Genomic DNA, 16,143 nt, shown 5'->3' with positions numbered 1-16,143 from the left:
GAAGATGTCGATGTTTTCCCGCATGATCCACAACACATGAGGCGTGAAACTGTCCAACACACCTCGGATATCGGTATCCTGAACAGGTCACATCCCAGCTCGACGATCGGAGACCCATGCCCGTGCCCAAGACCGTCGAGTCGAGCCCTCGGAAGCTCCTCCGCGACATCGTGTTCGACCAGCTGCTGACCGCCATCGAGGACGGCACGCTCGAGCCCGGGGAACGCCTGAACGACGAGGAACTCGAGAAGTGGCTGGGGGTGTCGCGCACCCCGATCCGCGAGGCCATCAGCAAGCTCGCCGACATCGGCCTCGTCGAGACCGCTCCGCAGCGGTACACCCGCGTCGCCAAGCCGACGTTGGAGCAGTACGCGGAAGCGCTGCGGCTCCTGAACGGGTTCCACGAGCTCAGCGCGCGCTGGAGCATCCCCCACTTCACGAACGAGGACGTCGAGACGTTCCGTGCGCTCGGCGACGCCGTCCTCGCCGACATCGAGGCCCGCGACAAGCACGTGCTCCGCTCCTCCTCCGACTTCGCCGACTTCATGGTCGAGCGCTCCGGCAACTCGCTGCTGCAGCAGGTCGCCCGCCAGATGAACACGCGGGTGACCTACACCGCGCTGCCCACGATCGAGTTCTTCCAGTGGGACATCTTCGCCGCGTACGTCGCAGGCCTCGTGGCGGCCGCCGAGGCGCGGAGTGCCGAGGACGCCGAGCGGGTCATGCGCGCCCAGGCGAAGGCCACCGACGCCTTCCTCGAGCAGGTCGTCGCGGCCGGCGGCGGAGTCCCCTCCGCGAGCTAGCCGCTCCACGCCGTCCCGGAGCCGCCTCCCGATCGGGAGGCGGCTCCGCTCGTTGTACGGTGGACCGTCGGCCGCGTGGCCGCGGATTGTCGGAACGGAGCACAGCAGTGGGATTCCTCCTCTGGCTCTTCGACGCGACCTTCACGATCGGCGACCAGGTGGTCCTCTGGCGGGAGGTCGTCGGCAACCTGTTCGGACTGGCGAGCGCCCTCGGCGGCATGCGTCGCCGAGCCTGGGCCTGGCCCGTCGGGATCATCGGGAACGCCCTGCTGCTGACCGTCTTCCTCGGTGCCGTGTTCCACACACCGAACCCGACGAACCTCCTCGGCCAAGCCGGCCGGCAGCTCATGTTCATCGTCGTCTCGGTCTACGGGTGGGTGCAGTGGCGGCGCAACGAGCACGTCGAGACGGCGACCGGTCCCGTGTCGGTCATCAGGCCCCGATGGGCCGGTGCGCGCGCCCGCCTCGTGCTCGTCGCTCTGCTGGTGGGTGGGACGCTCCTGTTGACGCCGCTCTTCCGCGCGCTCGGCTCCTACGAACCGGTCTGGGCCGACGCGTGGATCTTCATGGGCTCCCTGCTCGCCACCTGGGGCATGGCGAAACGGTGGGTCGAGTTCTGGCTCATCTGGGTGGCGGTGGACATCGTCGGGGTGCCGCTCCTGTTCGGGGCCGGGTACTGGGTCTCGGCATCGATGTACCTCTTCTACGGCGCGTTCACACTCGCCGGCTTCTTCGTGTGGGCGCGCGGCGAGCGAGCCGAACCGGCGAGGTGAGCCGACGCCTCGGTCGCCGCGTCTCCTCGGCCCGCCAGGAACGTGACGGTGGCGACGAGGCCACCCGAGGGGCGGGCGGCGAGGCGCATCTCCGCACCGTGGACCTCGACGATGCTCTCCACGATGGCGAGTCCGAGTCCCCGTGACCGCTCGGCGTCGCCCGCGACACGGCCACCGACGCGGTAGAACGGCTCCGTGAGCCGCGCGACGGCCTCGGCCGGGAGGTGCTCGCCGGAGTTCTCGACCCGGAGGACAACGGCATCCTCCGGTGTGCCCGCGCGGGCCAGCGACACGTGCACGAACCCGCCGTCGACATTGTGCCGGACGGCGTTCTGGACGAGGTTCCCGCACAGGTGCTGCAGCATCCCCGCGTCGCCCAGGACGGAGCACACCTCGAGATCGGTGGTGCACCGGAGACCACGGGCCGCTGCGGCCGTGGACACCGCGGCGACGGCGTCGGCGACGATCTCGTCGAGCTCGACCTCCGCGACGCCGAGCTCGGTGTGTCCGAGGTCGGCGAGGTCGAGGACGGCCTCCACGGTCCGGATGCTGCGCGTGTTCGTGTCGCGCAGGCGGGTGATGAGTTCGCGGACGGTCGCTTCGTCGAGGTGCTCGTCCTGTGCGGCGACGTCGAGCATCGCCTGCGTCGTCGCGAGCGGCGTCCGCAACTCGTGCGAGGCGTTCGCGGCGAACCGCTGGTGGGCGTGGAACGCGCGCTCGAGTCGTTCGAGCATGTGGTCGACAGTGTCGGAGAGGTCGGTGATCTCGTCGCGTGGTCCCGCGAGCGCGACCCGGTGGTCGAGCGAGCCGGCGGCCGCGCGCTGCGCCGCCCGGTTGATCTCCTGCAGCGGCCGGAGGAGTCGACCCGACATGAGCCACCCGACCCACGCGCTCGCACCGGCGAGGACGACGAGGACGATGAGGGACCACACCAGCAGGGTGTTCAGGATGTCCCCCTGGTCGGACACGATGAGCGCAGCGCCGCCGTCGGCCGAGGTCAGGCCTTCCACCGGTCGGTAGGTCGCGGCGTCACCAGGGCCGTCGGTCGGTGTCGCCGCCTCCAGGCGTGTCGCGTCGACGGTGCCCGTCGTCGTGCGAATCGAGGTGATCGCGTAGGTCGGGACGTACCGCATGAAGGTGTAGATGAGGACGAGCATGACGGACCCGGCGATCGTGAACAGCGCCGCGTAGGTGAGCGTCAGGCGGAGGCGGACGGTCAGGCGACTGGGTCGGGCGGCCCGGCCCGCGGCGGCGGTGCGCGGCATCAGTCGCCCTCGATCCGGTATCCGACACCGGGTACCGTCGTGATCACCCACGGTCGGCCGAGGCGACGGCGGAGGTTCGAGATCGTCACGCGGATGGTGTTCGTGAAGGGGTCGACGTTCTCGTCCCACGCCTTCTCGAGGAGCGTCTCCGCGCTCACCACACCGCCGTCGGCAAGCAGCAGTTGTTCCAGGACGGCGAACTCCTTGCGCGAGAGCTTGACGTAGGCGCCGTCGCGGAAGACCTCCCGTCGGAAGGGGTCGAGTCGGACGCCGGCGCGCTCCAGGACCGGAGGGCGGGACTCGGTGGTACGGCGGGCCAGGGCTCGGAGGCGGGCGATGAGCTCGGGGAACTCGAACGGCTTCGCGAGGTAGTCGTCGGCTCCGAGCCCCAGCCCGGAGACGGTGTCGTCGAGTCGGCGGGCGGCCGTGAGCATCAGGACGCGGACCTCAGGGTGCTCGGCGACGACGATGCGGCAGACGTCGTCGCCATGGGTGCCCGGCAGGTCGCGATCGAGGACGATGACGTCGTAGTCGTTGATCGTGAGCGCCTCCAGCGCGGCGCCGCCGTCGAGCGCGACGTCGGCGGCGATCGCGGCTTGCCGGAGACCCGTGCGGATCGCTTCGGCCAGGTAGGCCTCGTCCTCGGCGATCAGGACGCGCATGGCGGTTCCTTTCGATGGGCGGGTGGGTGGGTGACCCGGCGAGCGTACGGACACCGATCGGGCATACCCCGAATGTCGGTTAGTCATCGTGCGCTGCACGATGTTCCGAGAACGTCAACGGTTTCCTTGACGCCCGGGCAACGCGTCACCGAGTGGACTGGTCGTCACCAGTCAGCACGCAACGAAGGAGCGACCATGCCCGTGCACACCACCACCACCCGTCCCGTCCGTCGGCCGTTCAGCACGCTCGCCGCACTGATCGCCATCCCGTTCCTCGTCGGATCGCTCGCCGCCTGCGCGTCAGGCTCACCCGAATCCGAGTCCTCGTCCAAGACCCCGTCGACCGTCCAGAGCTTCGAGGACTGGCAGCTCGCCTTCGCCTCCTGCATGCGCGACGAGGGGGTGGACCTCCCCGACCCCGGCAAGGACGGCTCCGGCGCAGCCATCAGCCTCGGCGACGCTGACCCGGAAGCCTTCACGGCCGCGTCCAAGACGTGCACCGACAAGCTCGGAACCCCGCCCGCACCGTCAGGCGGCGACGTCCCCGTCTCGGACCGGTTCGACGAGCAGCTCCAGATGGCCGAGTGCTTCCGCGAGCACGGCATCGACGTCCCCGACCCGGTCAAGGGCGAGGCGATGAACATCCCGAGTGACATCCCTGAGGACGTGCTGGACGCCTGCGGCCTCGACCTGAGCAACGGCAGCTCGACCGGCTCGACCGGCCGATGAGCATCCGTCCTCGGATCGTCGCAGCCCTCTGCGTCGGCGCCGTCCTGATCTCGGGCGGCGCCGTCGCTAGCATCGCGGCTCTGTCCTCGGCCGGACCGACCGGCCAGGAGGAGCCGTCGAACACCGTCCGCACAGGTACCGCACCGATCACGGCAGGCGAGCTCGCCGGTACGACCCAGGCGACCGGCACCCTCGACTACGCCGATCAGCGGACCATCGGCGGCGGGGCCGGCATCGTCACCGCGGCCCCCACCCCCGGCAGCACGGTGTCGCTCGGCGGCACCCTCTACGCCGTCGACAACGTCCCGGTCACGCTCCTGCACGGACCGCTCCCCGCCTGGCGTGCGTTCGGGTCGGGCATGAGCGACGGACCGGACGTCCGGCAACTCGAGATGAGCCTCGCGGCGCTCGGGTACTTCGATCGTGAACCGGACGACGAGTTCGCCGCGTCCACCGCGCGTGCCATCGAGCGGTGGCAGGAGGCCCTCGGCGTCGAGGAGACGGGACGACTGGAGCTCGGCTCCGTCGTCTTCATGCCGGGCGACGTCAGGATCGCGTCGGTGGACGCCGCGGTCGGCACCGCCGCCTCGGACAAGGTCGTCACCGTGTCGTCGCTGACCAAGCGCATCGACGTCCCGCTCAAGCTGGCGGATCAGCGTCTCGGCGTCGTCGGGACGACGGTCGACGTGAACCTCCCCGGCGGCCAGCGCACGACCGGCACGGTGAGCGATGTCGGCGTCCCGACCGAATCGGACGCGGACGGTCAGAAGAAGGTCACGATCCCCGTCGGTGTCACCCTGGACGACCCTGCGGCGGTCGCGGAGCTCCAACGCGCGACCGTCACGGTCGGCTTCCCCACGGAACGACGCGAGAACGTCCTCTCCGTGCCGGTCGAAGCGCTCATCGCCATCGACGACACGACCTTCGGCGTCGAGGTCGTCGACGGGAAGGGGAAGCATCAGCAGGTCCCCGTCACGACGGGGCTGTTCGCCGACGGGCGGGTCGAGGTCTCGGGAGACGGTGTCCGCGAGGGTCTCGACGTCGTGGTGCCGGTGTCATGACGGACCCCAGGACGGTATCGCCCGCCGCACCGGCACGGGCGGCCAGACCACCGATCATCCACCTCGAGGGAGTCACCCGCGAATACGGAGAGCCACCCACCCTCGCGCTCGCCGGCGTCGACCTGGTGGTCGAGGAGGGTGAGTTCGTCGCGATCGTCGGACCGAGCGGCTCCGGGAAGTCGACGATGCTCAACCTCATCGGGACGCTCGACCGTCCCACCAGCGGCACCGCGCGGATCGCCGGCTCGGACGTCGGGCGCCTCTCGGACGCGAAGCTCTCGGCGCTCCGCGCGTACCGCATCGGCTTCGTGTTCCAGCAGTTCCATCTCGCCGACGGCTCGACCACGGTCGACAACGTCGCCGACGGCCTCATCTACGCCGGCGTCCCCCGGGCCGAGCGCCGTCGACGAGCGGTCGTCGCCCTCGAACGCGTCGGCCTCGGCCACCGACTCGGTCATCGTCCCACGCAGCTCTCCGGCGGTGAGCGGCAGCGGGTCGCGATCGCACGTGCCGTGGTCGGCGACCCGCCGCTCCTCCTCGCCGACGAACCCACCGGCAACCTGGACTCCGTGTCCGGGGCGAGCATCGTCGACCTGCTGCACGAACTCCACGGGGCGGGGACCACCGTCGTGGTCATCACGCACGACGCCGAACTCGCAGCGCGACTCCCCCGGCAGGTGGCGATCCGCGACGGCCACATCGTGAGCGATTCGGGGCGCGCCGCATGAGCGGGTCCATGAATCTCGACCACGACCGTCGGTCACGGCTCCTCGGTCGCGACATCCTCCGGCTCGGGACGACGGGTCTCCGGGCACGGCCGACACGTGCGGTCCTGTCCGCGCTGGGGATCGCGATCGGTATCGCGGCGATGATCGCGGTCGTCGGGATCTCCTCGTCCAGTCAGGCGAAACTGCAGGCGCAGCTCTCCGCCCTCGGGACGAATCTGCTGACCGTCCAACCCGGCAAGGATCTCTTCGGCGAGGCGGCGACCCTGCCCGCGAACACCGTCGGCAAGGTGGGGCTGATCGACGGCGTCGAACACGCCGGCTCGGCAGCGGCGCTCGACGGTGTGCTCGTCTACCGCAGCAGCCTCATCGACCGAGCGTCGAGCGGCGGCCTCTGGGCGGCCGCGGTGTCGGAGGGCCTGCTCGACGTCGTCGGCGGGAAGCTCGCCTCCGGTGACTGGCTGAACCGGGCGACGGGGAGCTACCCCGCCGTCGTCCTGGGGTCCAAGGCCGCTGAACGACTCGGCATCACGACGGTCGGTTCGATGATCCAGCTCGGCGACCAGTACGTCACGGTGGTGGGCATCCTGGAGCCGCTCGACCTCGCACCGGAACTCGACACCGCGGCGATGATCGGCGAGACCGTCGCCGCCGAACGCTTCGGGTACGACGGCGAACCGACCACGGTGTACGAACGGTCCACCGATGAGCGCGTCGAGGCCGTCCGCGACCTCCTCCCCCGCACGGTGAACCCCGCGGCGCCCGAGGAGGTCGAGGTCTCCAGACCGTCGGACGCCCTCGCCGCCAAACAGGCCGCCGATCGGGCCTTCACCGGCCTCCTCCTGGGGCTCGGCTCGGTCGCCCTCCTCGTCGGCGGGATCGGGGTCGCGAACACGATGGTGATCTCCGTGCTCGAACGTCGACGGGAGATCGGCCTGCGTCGAGCGCTCGGTGCCACCCGCGGCCACATCCGATCGCAGTTCCTGACCGAGGCCCTCCTGCTCTCCGCCCTCGGCGGGGTCGCGGGCGCAGGCCTCGGAACGGCGGTGACGAGTGTCGTCGCCGCGATGAACGACTGGCCGACGGCCGTACCGCCGGAGGTACTGCTCGCGGGGGTCGGCGCCACGCTGGTGATCGGCGCGATCGCCGGCCTCTACCCGGCGATCCGCGCAGCCAGGACCCCACCGACCTCGGCCCTCAGCGGTTGAGCCGGGCCGGAACCCGACACCACCGTCCCGGGCCCGCTCACGGAGACGCCGGAGCGGGCCCGGACGAGCGGAACCGCCTTCAGTCGTCGACGGCCTCGGTGAGGGCCCGGACGATGGCCGGGAGCGTCCGCATGGCGAGTTCGCGCGGCGAGCCCTCGTCGCCGTCCGGGTCCATGAGGACCGCCGTCTGGATCGCCGACTCGTAGAGGGCGACGACGATGTTCGCGATGTCGGGCGTCGGGATCGTGAACCTGACGTGCGCCAGCCCGGCCGCCTGGTCGAGCCACGCAGCGAGCTGCCGGCCCGCGCTCTCCTGATGCTGGAGGTACCGGGCGGCGACGCCTGAGTCGCGCATCGCGAGCATCCGGAACTCCGACTGCACGAGGCACCACCGGCGGTCGTCCGGCTGGAGTTCGAGGAACGCGCGGATCAGGGCTTCGAGTGATCCCTCGGTGTATCGGCCCGCTGCGTCGAGGAGCGACGGGCTGACGGTCTGCAATCCGGCCTCCAGCCGGTCGAGGCGGAGCTGGTTCTCCCGCGACTCGAGCGCGAAGAACAGCTCCTCCTTCGATTCGAAGTTGGAGTAGAAGGCACCCCGGGTGAACCCGGCGCGCTCACTGATCTGCTCGACCGAAGCCGCATGCACCCCGAGTTCGGCGAACACCTCGTAGGCGGCGTCGACGAGCCGCTCGCGGGTCCGTTGCCGGCGAGCCGATTCGACCGGCGCCTCGTCGTTCGGGGACTCGACTCCTTCGCGCACGTGCATCCTGACACCTTACTGACAGCAGTTCCGGCCCCTTGCCGATACACGAGTGTATCGAATACAGTCATGTATCGGATACACCGCTGTATCGAATCTGTCCGAACCCGTCGGCCGGTCCGACTGCTCGCAGCGCACCGGCCTCGCTAGGAGCGACGCGTGTCCTCACTGCTGTACACCCTCGGCCGCTGGGCCTTCCGCGCCCGGAAGCTGGTGCTGATCCTCTGGATCACCGTGCTCGCGCTCGCGGGCGCTGGAGCGCTGCTCCTCAACCAGGGCACCGACAACGCCTTCTCCATCCCCGGCACCCAGTCGCAGGAGGCGCTCGACTCGCTCGAGCACACCTTCCCGCAGGTCAGCGGCGCGTCCGCTCAGATCGTCGTCGTCGCCCCCGCCGGCGACACCGTCGAGGACACCGCTGTCCGGTCCGCCATCGACGACGCCGTCACCTCGCTCGGCCGCATCGATCAGGTCGAGCAGGCGGTGTCGCCGTTCGACGAGGACATCACCGGTGCCGTCTCCGACGACCAGCGGGCCGCCCTCATCTCGATCCAGTTCGACAGCGCCCAGTCCGACATCACCGCGAAGACCGTCGCCGACCTCGAGCGCGCGGAGGCGGACCTCGCCGACAGCCTGCCGACGGGTGCGCAGTCGTCGCTCGGCGGGCAGTTGTTCAGCAACAGCCTGCCCACGCTGAGCATCATCGAGCTCATCGGCGTCGTCGTCGCCCTCGTCGTGCTCGTCCTCACCTTCGGTTCCTTCCTCGCGGCAGGCATGCCCCTCATCACCGCACTGCTCGGGGTCGGCATCTCGATGGCGCTCATCTTCGTGGCGACGGTCTTCGGACCGATCTCCTCCACCACGCCGATGCTCGCACTCATGCTCGGCCTCGCCGTCGGGATCGACTACGCCCTCTTCATCATCTCGAGGCACCAGGACGGTCTGCGCACCGGTCTCGATCCGGAGGAGTCGACCGCCCGCGCCACCGCCACCGCCGGGTCCGCCGTCATCTTCGCGGGCCTCACCGTCATCATCGCGCTGCTCGGCCTGGCGGTCGCGAACATCCCCTTCCTCACCACGATGGGCGTGGCAGCGGCGGTCGGCGTCGCGATCGCGGTCGTCATCTCGCTCACCCTCATCCCCGCCATGCTGGGCTTCGCCGGCGAACGGCTCCGGCCGAAGGCGAGGCGCGCGAAGCGGCAGGCGACGGCCGGAGACCCGGTCCCTGAGCACCACGACCCGGCCCCTGAGCAGCAGCACCCGGTCCCCGAGCCTGTCGAAGGGCGCCCCAACCGCTTCTTCCTCGGCTGGGTCCGCGGCGTCACCCGCCTGCCCATCGTCACGATCGTCGCCGTCGTGGCCGTGCTCGGCGCCCTCGCCATCCCCGCCCTGTCCCTCCGGCTCGCGCTCCCCGACGCGGGCTCGCTCCCCGAGAGCGACAGCGCCCGCATCACCTACGACCTCGTCTCCGAGCACTTCGGCGAAGGCTTCAACGGCCCCCTCGTCGTCACCGGGAGCATCGTCGGCAGCACCGACCCACTCGGGCTCATGGCCGACCTCAAGCAGGAGATCGAAGGACTCGACGGCGTCGCAGCCGTCCCGCTCGCCACCCCGAACGCGACGGCCGACACGGGCATCATCCAGGTGATCCCGAGCGGTAGCCCCGATTCGCAGGCCACCAAGGACCTCGTCGCCGAGATCCGCGGCCTGCACCAATACTTCCTCGACGAGTACGACGTCGACCTCAAGGTCACCGGGTTCACGGCCATCGGCATCGACATCTCCGACCGACTCGGCGGCGCGCTCCTCCCGTTCGGCCTCATCGTGGTCGGCCTCTCGCTCGTGCTGCTGACGATGGTGTTCCGGTCCATCTGGGTGCCGGTCAAGGCGACCCTCGGCTACCTCCTGTCCGTCGCCGCCTCCTTCGGGGTCGTCGCGCTCGTCTTCGAGCACGGCGTGTTCGCCGAGGCGCTGCACGTCGCACGCACGGGGCCGGTCATCAGCTTCATGCCGATCATCCTCATGGGCGTGCTGTTCGGACTCGCGATGGACTACGAGGTCTTCCTGGTCTCCCGCATGCGCGAGGACTTCGTCCACTCGAAGCTCGCCCGCCGATCGGTGGAGACCGGCTTCCTCGGCTCGGCGAAGGTCGTCACCGCGGCCGCCGTCATCATGTTCGCCGTGTTCGCCGCCTTCGTGCCGGAGGGCGACACGAACATCAAACCCATCGCGCTCGGGCTCGCCGTCGGGGTGTTCGTCGACGCGTTCATCGTCCGGATGACCCTCGTCCCCGCGGTGCTCGCCCTCCTCGGCGACCGCGCCTGGTACCTGCCGAGATGGCTCGACCGGGTCCTCCCCTCGTTCGACGTCGAGGGCGAAGGGCTGCAGCGGGAACTGGAGCTGCGGGCCTGGCACGGCGGGGCCGACGTGGCGATCGCCGCCGACGGGCTCACCCTCGAGGGCCCTGGCGGTCCGCTGTACCGCGACGTCGAGACGACGGTGGCGGTCGGCGATGTGCTCGCCGTCCGAGGATCCCGACCGGTGTCCGTCACCGCGCTCCTCCTCACGCTCTCCGGTCGTCTCGAGCCGGACCGCGGACGGCTCAAGGTCGCCGGACTGGTCCTGCCCGTCCGGGCCGGGGCCGTCCGGGCCCGCGTCGCGTACGTGCGGCTCGACCACGGCGAACCGGTCGCCACCCTCAGCTCAGCGCTCGCCGAGCGTCCGGCGGTCGTCGTCCTCGACGGTGTCGACACGGTGCCGGACCAGGACACGAGACGTGCCCTGTACGAGCGGCTCCTGGTCGCGAAGCAGGCAGCAGCACGGGCGGCCCGGCCGCTCACGGTCGTCATCGGCACCGACGACGTCGCGTCGCTGTCGGACGTCCTGCCCAGCGGCGCGACCGAGGTCCTCGACCTCGATCCCGCCACCTCCTCCCCCACCGCCAGTGCTGAATCGAAGGTCGACGCATGAGCACCATCCTGAACCGTCTCGAACGGGCCCGCTCCGGCAAGGGCGTCACGGTCGTCTCCATCATCGGCCTCATCCTCGTACCCCTCGTGATCGCCGGCGGCCTCGTGTGGGCCCTGTGGAACCCGGCGGAGCGCCTCGGCCAGGTCACGGCGGCGATCGTCAACGAGGACGAGCCGGTCACCGTCGACGGACAGACGGTGCCGCTCGGCCGACAGCTGTCGGCCGGGCTCGTCGACGGCGACCAGGAGACCAACTACACCTGGGTCATCACCGACGCCTCGGACGCGAAGGCCGGGCTCGCCGACGGGTCCTACACCGCCGTGGTGACGATCCCGGAGAACTTCTCGAAGGCCGCGACCTCCTTCTCGGGCGACGCGGCCGACGCCGAGCGGGCGCGCCTCGACGTCACGACGAGCGACCGCAGCAAGCTCGTCGACGACGCCATCTCGCAGACCATCACGCAGACCGCCGCCTCGCTCCTCGGGCGTCAGCTCACGACCACCTACCTCGAGAACGTCTACGTGGGGTTCAACACCCTCCACGACCAGCTCGGGACGGCCGCCGACGGCGCTGAACAGCTCTCCGTCGGCGGGCTGTCCCTGGCGCAGGGCGCGCAGCAACTCGCGAACGGCACCACGCAACTCGCCACCGGTGCGGCACAACTGTCGACGGGTGCGACGCAGCTGAGCGACGGGGTGGGTGCGCTGGCCGACGGTGCGACGCAGCTGTCGTCCGGTGCGACGCAGCTGAGCGGCGGGGCGGGTCAGCTCGCCAGTGGTGCCGCGACGCTGAACGCCGGGGCGCAGGGTGACGGCAGCGAGAACAACCCGGGCTTGGTCGCTGGAGCGGCGGGGCTCGCGAGTGGTGCCGGTGAGGTGTCGTCCGGTCTGGCCGGGCTGTCGGCCGGCGCCCAGGGCACCAAGCAGCTCACGGCCTCCGTCGCTGCACAGCTGGCCAAGCTCACCGCCGACTGCGCTGCATCCGGAGCGTCCGCGATCTACTGCGCTGACGTCGCGAAGGCGAGTGGCCTCGCCACCACGGTCACGACCGGCGGGGACGTCGGCGCGGCCACGGACTACCCGGGGACCGCATCACTGGCGGACAGCACCACCAAGCTGGCCGGCGGCGCAGCCGGTCTGGCGGCCGGGGCGACGACCTTCTCCTCCAAGATGCCCGACCTCGTCGCCGGCATCGCCCAGCTCAACACGGCCGCGGCACAGATCGCCGCCGGGGCGGCCGGACTCGCCGACGGCGCGTCCCAGGCGGCCACCGGGACGGCGCAGCTGCAGACGGGTGCGTCCGCGCTCGCCGACGGCGCCGGCCAGACGGCCACGGGCACCACCCAGCTCGCCGACGCGTCGAGCCAGCTCGCGTCGGGCGCCGGGACCCTGTCCGGTGGGATCACCTCGCTCTCGTCCGGCCTGCAGAGCGCCGTCGACAGTCTGCCGACGTACACGAGCGACGACCGGAAGAACCTCGCCGACGTCGTCGCCGACCCGGTGTCCGCCGGGGACTCCGCGACCGTGTCGTTCGGGACGAACAGCGCGCCCTTCTACGCCGTCCTCGCCCTCTGGCTCGGGGCGCTCGCGAGCTTCCTCGTGCTGCGGCCGGTGCCGACGCGGGCGTTCGGCTCCACCCGCTCCTCCCTGCGACTCGCGCTCGGTGCCTTCGTCCCCGCGGGTGCGATCGGGATGCTGCAGGGCCTCCTCGTCGCCGTGATCACCGCGCCGCTGCTCGACCTCGACCCGGCGGGGTGGTCCGCGTACGCCGGGATCGCGGTGCTGGCCGGGCTCGCGTTCGCTGCGGCGAACCAGGCGCTCAACGCCCTGTTCGGTGGTGCGGGTCGGTTCATCTCGATGATCGTCGCGATCGTCGGTCTGGCGACGGGCATCATCGCGACCGTCCCCCAGGTACTCGACCAGCTCCTCGCCTTCCTGCCGATCGCCCCAGCGCTCGGCGGACTGCAGGCGATCGCCATCGGGGACACGGGAGCCGCGGCCGGTGTGGTGGGCCTCGTCCTCTGGCTCCTCGGGTCGCTCGCCGCGACGACGTTCGCGGTCGCCCGGGCGAGGACCACCTCGGTCAAGGCGCTCGTCCCGGCCACCGCCTGATGCTGGGGTGAACCCCCTCGCCGATAGGCTGGGACGATGAGTGATGGCGAAGATCGGGAACTGGCCGAGTGGGGCGAGCAGCGCAAGCGCCGTCAGCGGCTGATCGCCTGGGTGCTCGTCGTCGCGCTCGTCCTCGGTGGAGGCGGCGCGACCGTCCTCGGCTTCATCTTCACCTAGCCGAGAGCGACGAAGGCTACGGCCTCGCGTCGTGCAGGTCTCGCTGCTTCACGATGCGGTCGGGGTTCGCCGGTCGCATGCCGACGATGATCTTGCCGCGGGCGTGCAGACGCTCGAGGTCCTCGAAGGCGTCGATGATGAGGTCGAACGGGTAGAACGCCGAGACGACGACCTTCAAGGCATGGTCGGCCGCGTACTCCGCGAGTCGCTCGAGTTGCTTCGTGGCGTGTGCGGCGAACTCCTCGTCCGGTTCAAGAGCGGCGAGCTCGATCGCCTTCCGGTCCTCGCTCGACCGGTACTTCTCCGGCGGGACACCGAGCTCGGCGGCGAGCTGCTGCCCGTCCTGGCCGAAGTTGTCGATGAACGCCGTCACGCCGTTGGGAGCGAGGGTCCGGATCCGATCGGCCATCCCGTCGCCGTAGACGACCGGCTTGACGCCCTGTTCGCGGAGGAAGTCGTGGTTCCGTTCACCGCAGGTGCCGATCACGCGCACGCCCGCGAAGGTCGCCAACTGCGCCTCGATGTTCCCGACGCCGCCGGCCGCAGCGGAGATCACGAGCGTGTCGCCACGCTTCAGGTGCAGACCGTCGAGGGTCTCGAGCGCGGTGAGCCCGGCGAGGTACAGACCGCCGGCCTCCTCCCAGCTCACGCGCTTCGGCTTGCGGACGAGGGACGACGCCGGGACGACGACCTGGGTGGCGTGTGCCCCACGGACGGCGTGGCCGATCACCTCGTCACCGCGTCTCCAGCCGGTGACGCCGGTGCCGACCTCGCGGATCAACCCGGCGAAGTCGCTCCCCTGCCCGGTCGGCAGCTCGATCGGGACCGTGTCCGCGAGGTTCCCCTCGCGGACGAAGGCCTCGATGTGGTTGATGCCGCTCGCCAGGACGTCGACGACGACCTCGCCCCACCGCGGATGCGGCATCTCGGACTCGACGAACTCGAGGACGTCGGGGCCGCCATAGCGGGCGTAACGGAGGGACTTCGTCGTCTGCTTCGAACCGAACATGGTTCATCTTCCACCTGGAGGTCGCTAGAGAGACGAACTACCAGCTCGCTTCCAGGTTCGATTCGCTGCGGCGTCAGCCCTTCACCGCCCCCGAGGTCAGCCCCTGCACGATGTACCGGCTGGCGAAGGCGAACAGGACCATCGTCGGGATGATCGTGAGCACGGCGGCCGCCGACATGGAGCCCCAGTCGATGTTGTAGCTCGTGATGAAGCCGTTGAGCGCCGTCGGGATCGTCTTGTTCGCGTCGCTGTTGATGAGCGTCACCGAGAGGAACAGCTCGTTCCAACAGTTGACGAAGTTGAAGATGAACGCCGCGACGATGCCGGGCTTCAGCACCGGGACGAGCACCCGGAACAGGGCCCCGAACCGCGAGCAGCCGTCGATCATGGCCGCCTCCTCGAGCGCATCCGGGATGTTCTCGAAGAACCCGCGGAGCATCACCGTGCAGAACGGGATGCACACCGCGATGTAGATGAGGATGAGCCCGAACCGGTTGTCGACGAGCTTCAACTGCGTCATCAGCAGATACAACGGTCCCAGCGCGATGAACGACGGGATCATCTGGGTGGCGAGGAACGCGAGGAGGATCGCTCCCTTGCTCCGGAACTCGAACCTGGCCAGCACGTAGGCCGACAGCATCGAGATGAAGGTCGCCACGACGGCCGCGACCGTCGCGACGATGAGGCTGTTCAGCACGTAGGTGCCGAACTGCGCCTTGCTGAACAGGCCCAGGTAGTTCTCGATCGAGAACACCTCCGGCCAGTACGTCAGCGGGTAGGAGAAGATCGCCCCCGGCTTCTTGAACGAGGTCACGACGATCCAGTACAGCGGGAACACCGTGATCACGAGCCAGAGCCCGAGGAAGAGGAACTTGACGACCTTCGCGGTCCGGGTCTCCTGGTCGATCATGCCTTCACCTTCTTTTCGCGCATGGACAGCAGGTAGAACGCCGTGAAGACGAGCAGGATCGCGACGACGATGAGTCCGATCGCGGACGCCCGGCCGTAGTCACCGCGCTGGGTGGTCGCGATCATCCACGTCGTGAGGATGTGCGTCTGGTTCGCCGGACCGCCACCAGTCATGCCGTAGATGATGTCGGGGAAGTTGAAGATCCAGATGACCCGCAGCAGCACCGTGAGGGCGAGCGTCGTGCGGATGTACGGGATGGTGATCTGGAAGAGCATGCGCGCCTTGCCCGCACCGTCGAGCGCCGCGGCCTCGAAGAGGTCCTCCGGCACCGACTGCAGGGCGGCGAGGATCATGATCGCGAAGAAGGTGACGCCGTACCAGACGTTCGCCACGATGACGGCGAACATCGCGGTGTTCGGGTCGGCCAGCCACGGGATCGGGGTGTCGATGAGCCCGACCTTCTGGAGGAGGTCGTTGATGACGCCGAACTCGCTGTTGAACATCCAGCGGAACAGGATGCCGATGAGGAATCCGGAGATCGCCCACGGGAAGAAGATCATCGCCTGGTAGAGCCCACGGAAGCGGAACCTCCGGCGCAACCAGAGGGCGATGCCGAAGCCGATGACGAACTGCGGGACGATCGAGGCGACCACCCAGAGGACGGTGTTCGCGACGACCTTGCCGAACGCGGGGTCGGCGAACACGGCCAGGAAGTTCGCGAAACCGACCCACGAGGTGTCGGTGAGGTTGGCGAGGTTCCAGTTGCGGAACGCCATCTGGGAGCCCGCGATCATCGGGTAGTAGATGAAGATCGCGACGAAGATGAACGCCGGAGCGAGGAACGCGAGGAGGCCGAAGCCGCGGCGCACCGTGAAGGTGCGCCGCCGACGCCCGCCGGCGGTCCGCGGAGGACCGGCCGGGGGTGTCGGGGCCGCAGGCTGCTGCTTGCGACCCGCTTCGTCAGTGGTGGTCGTCATGGA

At 69.8% G+C, this 16,143-nt stretch carries 15 protein-coding genes; 9 read left to right on the top strand and 6 right to left on the bottom strand.

Going from position 1 to position 16,143, the window contains the following annotated elements; genetic code table 11:
• Positions 1-116 precede the first annotated feature (116 nt).
• Both QRN26_RS17365 and pnuC read left to right on the top strand, forming a co-directional pair.
• The gene (locus tag QRN26_RS17365; RefSeq protein WP_285037714.1) at positions 117-803 is read left to right on the top strand and encodes a GntR family transcriptional regulator; all 687 of its coding nucleotides are present in this window, start codon (positions 117-119) and stop codon (positions 801-803) included.
• A gap of 107 nt (positions 804-910) precedes the next feature.
• Positions 911-1,576: a nicotinamide riboside transporter PnuC gene (gene pnuC, locus QRN26_RS17360; protein ID WP_056779192.1), complete on the top strand. Its 666-nt coding sequence runs from the start codon at positions 911-913 to the stop codon at positions 1,574-1,576.
• On the opposite strand, the gene QRN26_RS17355 is transcribed toward pnuC, so the two are convergent.
• On the bottom strand, positions 1,507-2,841 hold the full coding sequence (locus tag QRN26_RS17355) for a sensor histidine kinase (protein WP_285037713.1): 1,335 nt from the start codon (positions 2,839-2,841) through the stop codon (positions 1,507-1,509). The genes pnuC and QRN26_RS17355 overlap by 70 nt on opposite strands.
• Positions 2,841-3,503: a response regulator transcription factor gene (locus QRN26_RS17350; RefSeq protein ID WP_285037711.1), complete on the bottom strand. Its 663-nt coding sequence runs from the start codon at positions 3,501-3,503 to the stop codon at positions 2,841-2,843. Before QRN26_RS17350 ends, QRN26_RS17355 begins: the two co-directional genes overlap by 1 nt.
• Before the next feature lie 195 nt (positions 3,504-3,698).
• Between QRN26_RS17350 and QRN26_RS17345 the strand changes: the two genes are divergently transcribed.
• Genes QRN26_RS17345 through QRN26_RS17330 form a run of 4 tightly spaced genes read left to right on the top strand, consistent with a single transcriptional unit; the run spans position 3,699 to position 7,226 of the window.
• Positions 3,699-4,232, top strand: a complete 534-nt coding sequence (locus tag QRN26_RS17345; RefSeq protein WP_285037710.1) for a hypothetical protein — start codon at positions 3,699-3,701, stop codon at positions 4,230-4,232.
• Entirely contained in the window at positions 4,229-5,293 is a 1,065-nt protein-coding gene (locus QRN26_RS17340; RefSeq protein WP_285037709.1) for a peptidoglycan-binding protein, read from the top strand. The genes QRN26_RS17345 and QRN26_RS17340 overlap by 4 nt, the downstream gene beginning before the upstream one ends.
• Positions 5,290-6,021 (top strand): ABC transporter ATP-binding protein, encoded by a 732-nt coding sequence (locus QRN26_RS17335; protein WP_056008821.1) that lies wholly within the window; start codon positions 5,290-5,292, stop codon positions 6,019-6,021. The genes QRN26_RS17340 and QRN26_RS17335 overlap by 4 nt, the downstream gene beginning before the upstream one ends.
• Before the next feature lie 8 nt (positions 6,022-6,029).
• Positions 6,030-7,226, top strand: coding sequence for an ABC transporter permease (locus tag QRN26_RS17330; RefSeq protein WP_285037708.1), 1,197 nt, complete (start codon positions 6,030-6,032; stop codon positions 7,224-7,226).
• Positions 7,227-7,305: 79 nt separating this feature from the next.
• Here the strand turns inward: QRN26_RS17330 and QRN26_RS17325 are convergent, their stop codons facing one another.
• Entirely contained in the window at positions 7,306-7,986 is a 681-nt protein-coding gene (locus QRN26_RS17325; protein ID WP_285037707.1) for a TetR/AcrR family transcriptional regulator, read from the bottom strand.
• A gap of 159 nt (positions 7,987-8,145) precedes the next feature.
• Between QRN26_RS17325 and QRN26_RS17320 the strand changes: the two genes are divergently transcribed.
• The 3 genes from QRN26_RS17320 to QRN26_RS17310 are packed head-to-tail and all read left to right on the top strand — an operon-like array spanning position 8,146 to position 13,244.
• Positions 8,146-10,956, top strand: coding sequence for an MMPL family transporter (locus QRN26_RS17320; protein ID WP_285037706.1), 2,811 nt, complete (start codon positions 8,146-8,148; stop codon positions 10,954-10,956).
• Positions 10,953-13,067, top strand: coding sequence for a YhgE/Pip domain-containing protein (locus QRN26_RS17315; protein WP_285037705.1), 2,115 nt, complete (start codon positions 10,953-10,955; stop codon positions 13,065-13,067). The genes QRN26_RS17320 and QRN26_RS17315 overlap by 4 nt, the downstream gene beginning before the upstream one ends.
• 36 nt (positions 13,068-13,103) lie before the next feature.
• Complete coding sequence (locus QRN26_RS17310) at positions 13,104-13,244, top strand: hypothetical protein (RefSeq protein WP_285037704.1); 141 nt, start codon at positions 13,104-13,106, stop codon at positions 13,242-13,244.
• A gap of 16 nt (positions 13,245-13,260) precedes the next feature.
• On the opposite strand, the gene QRN26_RS17305 is transcribed toward QRN26_RS17310, so the two are convergent.
• The 3 genes from QRN26_RS17305 to QRN26_RS17295 form a co-directional block, all read right to left on the bottom strand.
• The gene (locus QRN26_RS17305; RefSeq protein ID WP_285037703.1) at positions 13,261-14,253 is read right to left on the bottom strand and encodes an NADP-dependent oxidoreductase; all 993 of its coding nucleotides are present in this window, start codon (positions 14,251-14,253) and stop codon (positions 13,261-13,263) included.
• 73 nt (positions 14,254-14,326) lie between these two features.
• A complete protein-coding gene (locus QRN26_RS17300; RefSeq protein WP_056008838.1) occupies positions 14,327-15,163 on the bottom strand; it encodes a carbohydrate ABC transporter permease in 837 nt (278 codons plus the stop codon).
• Complete coding sequence (locus QRN26_RS17295; protein WP_285037702.1) at positions 15,160-16,140, bottom strand: carbohydrate ABC transporter permease; 981 nt, start codon at positions 16,138-16,140, stop codon at positions 15,160-15,162. The genes QRN26_RS17300 and QRN26_RS17295 overlap by 4 nt, the downstream gene beginning before the upstream one ends.
• Between the last annotated feature and the right edge of the window lie 3 nt (positions 16,141-16,143).

The sequence above is a fragment of the Plantibacter sp. ME-Dv--P-095 genome, assembly GCF_030209365.1.
Lineage (GTDB): Bacteria > Actinomycetota > Actinomycetes > Actinomycetales > Microbacteriaceae > Plantibacter.
This window is presented reverse-complemented; position numbering and strand designations above follow the sequence as displayed.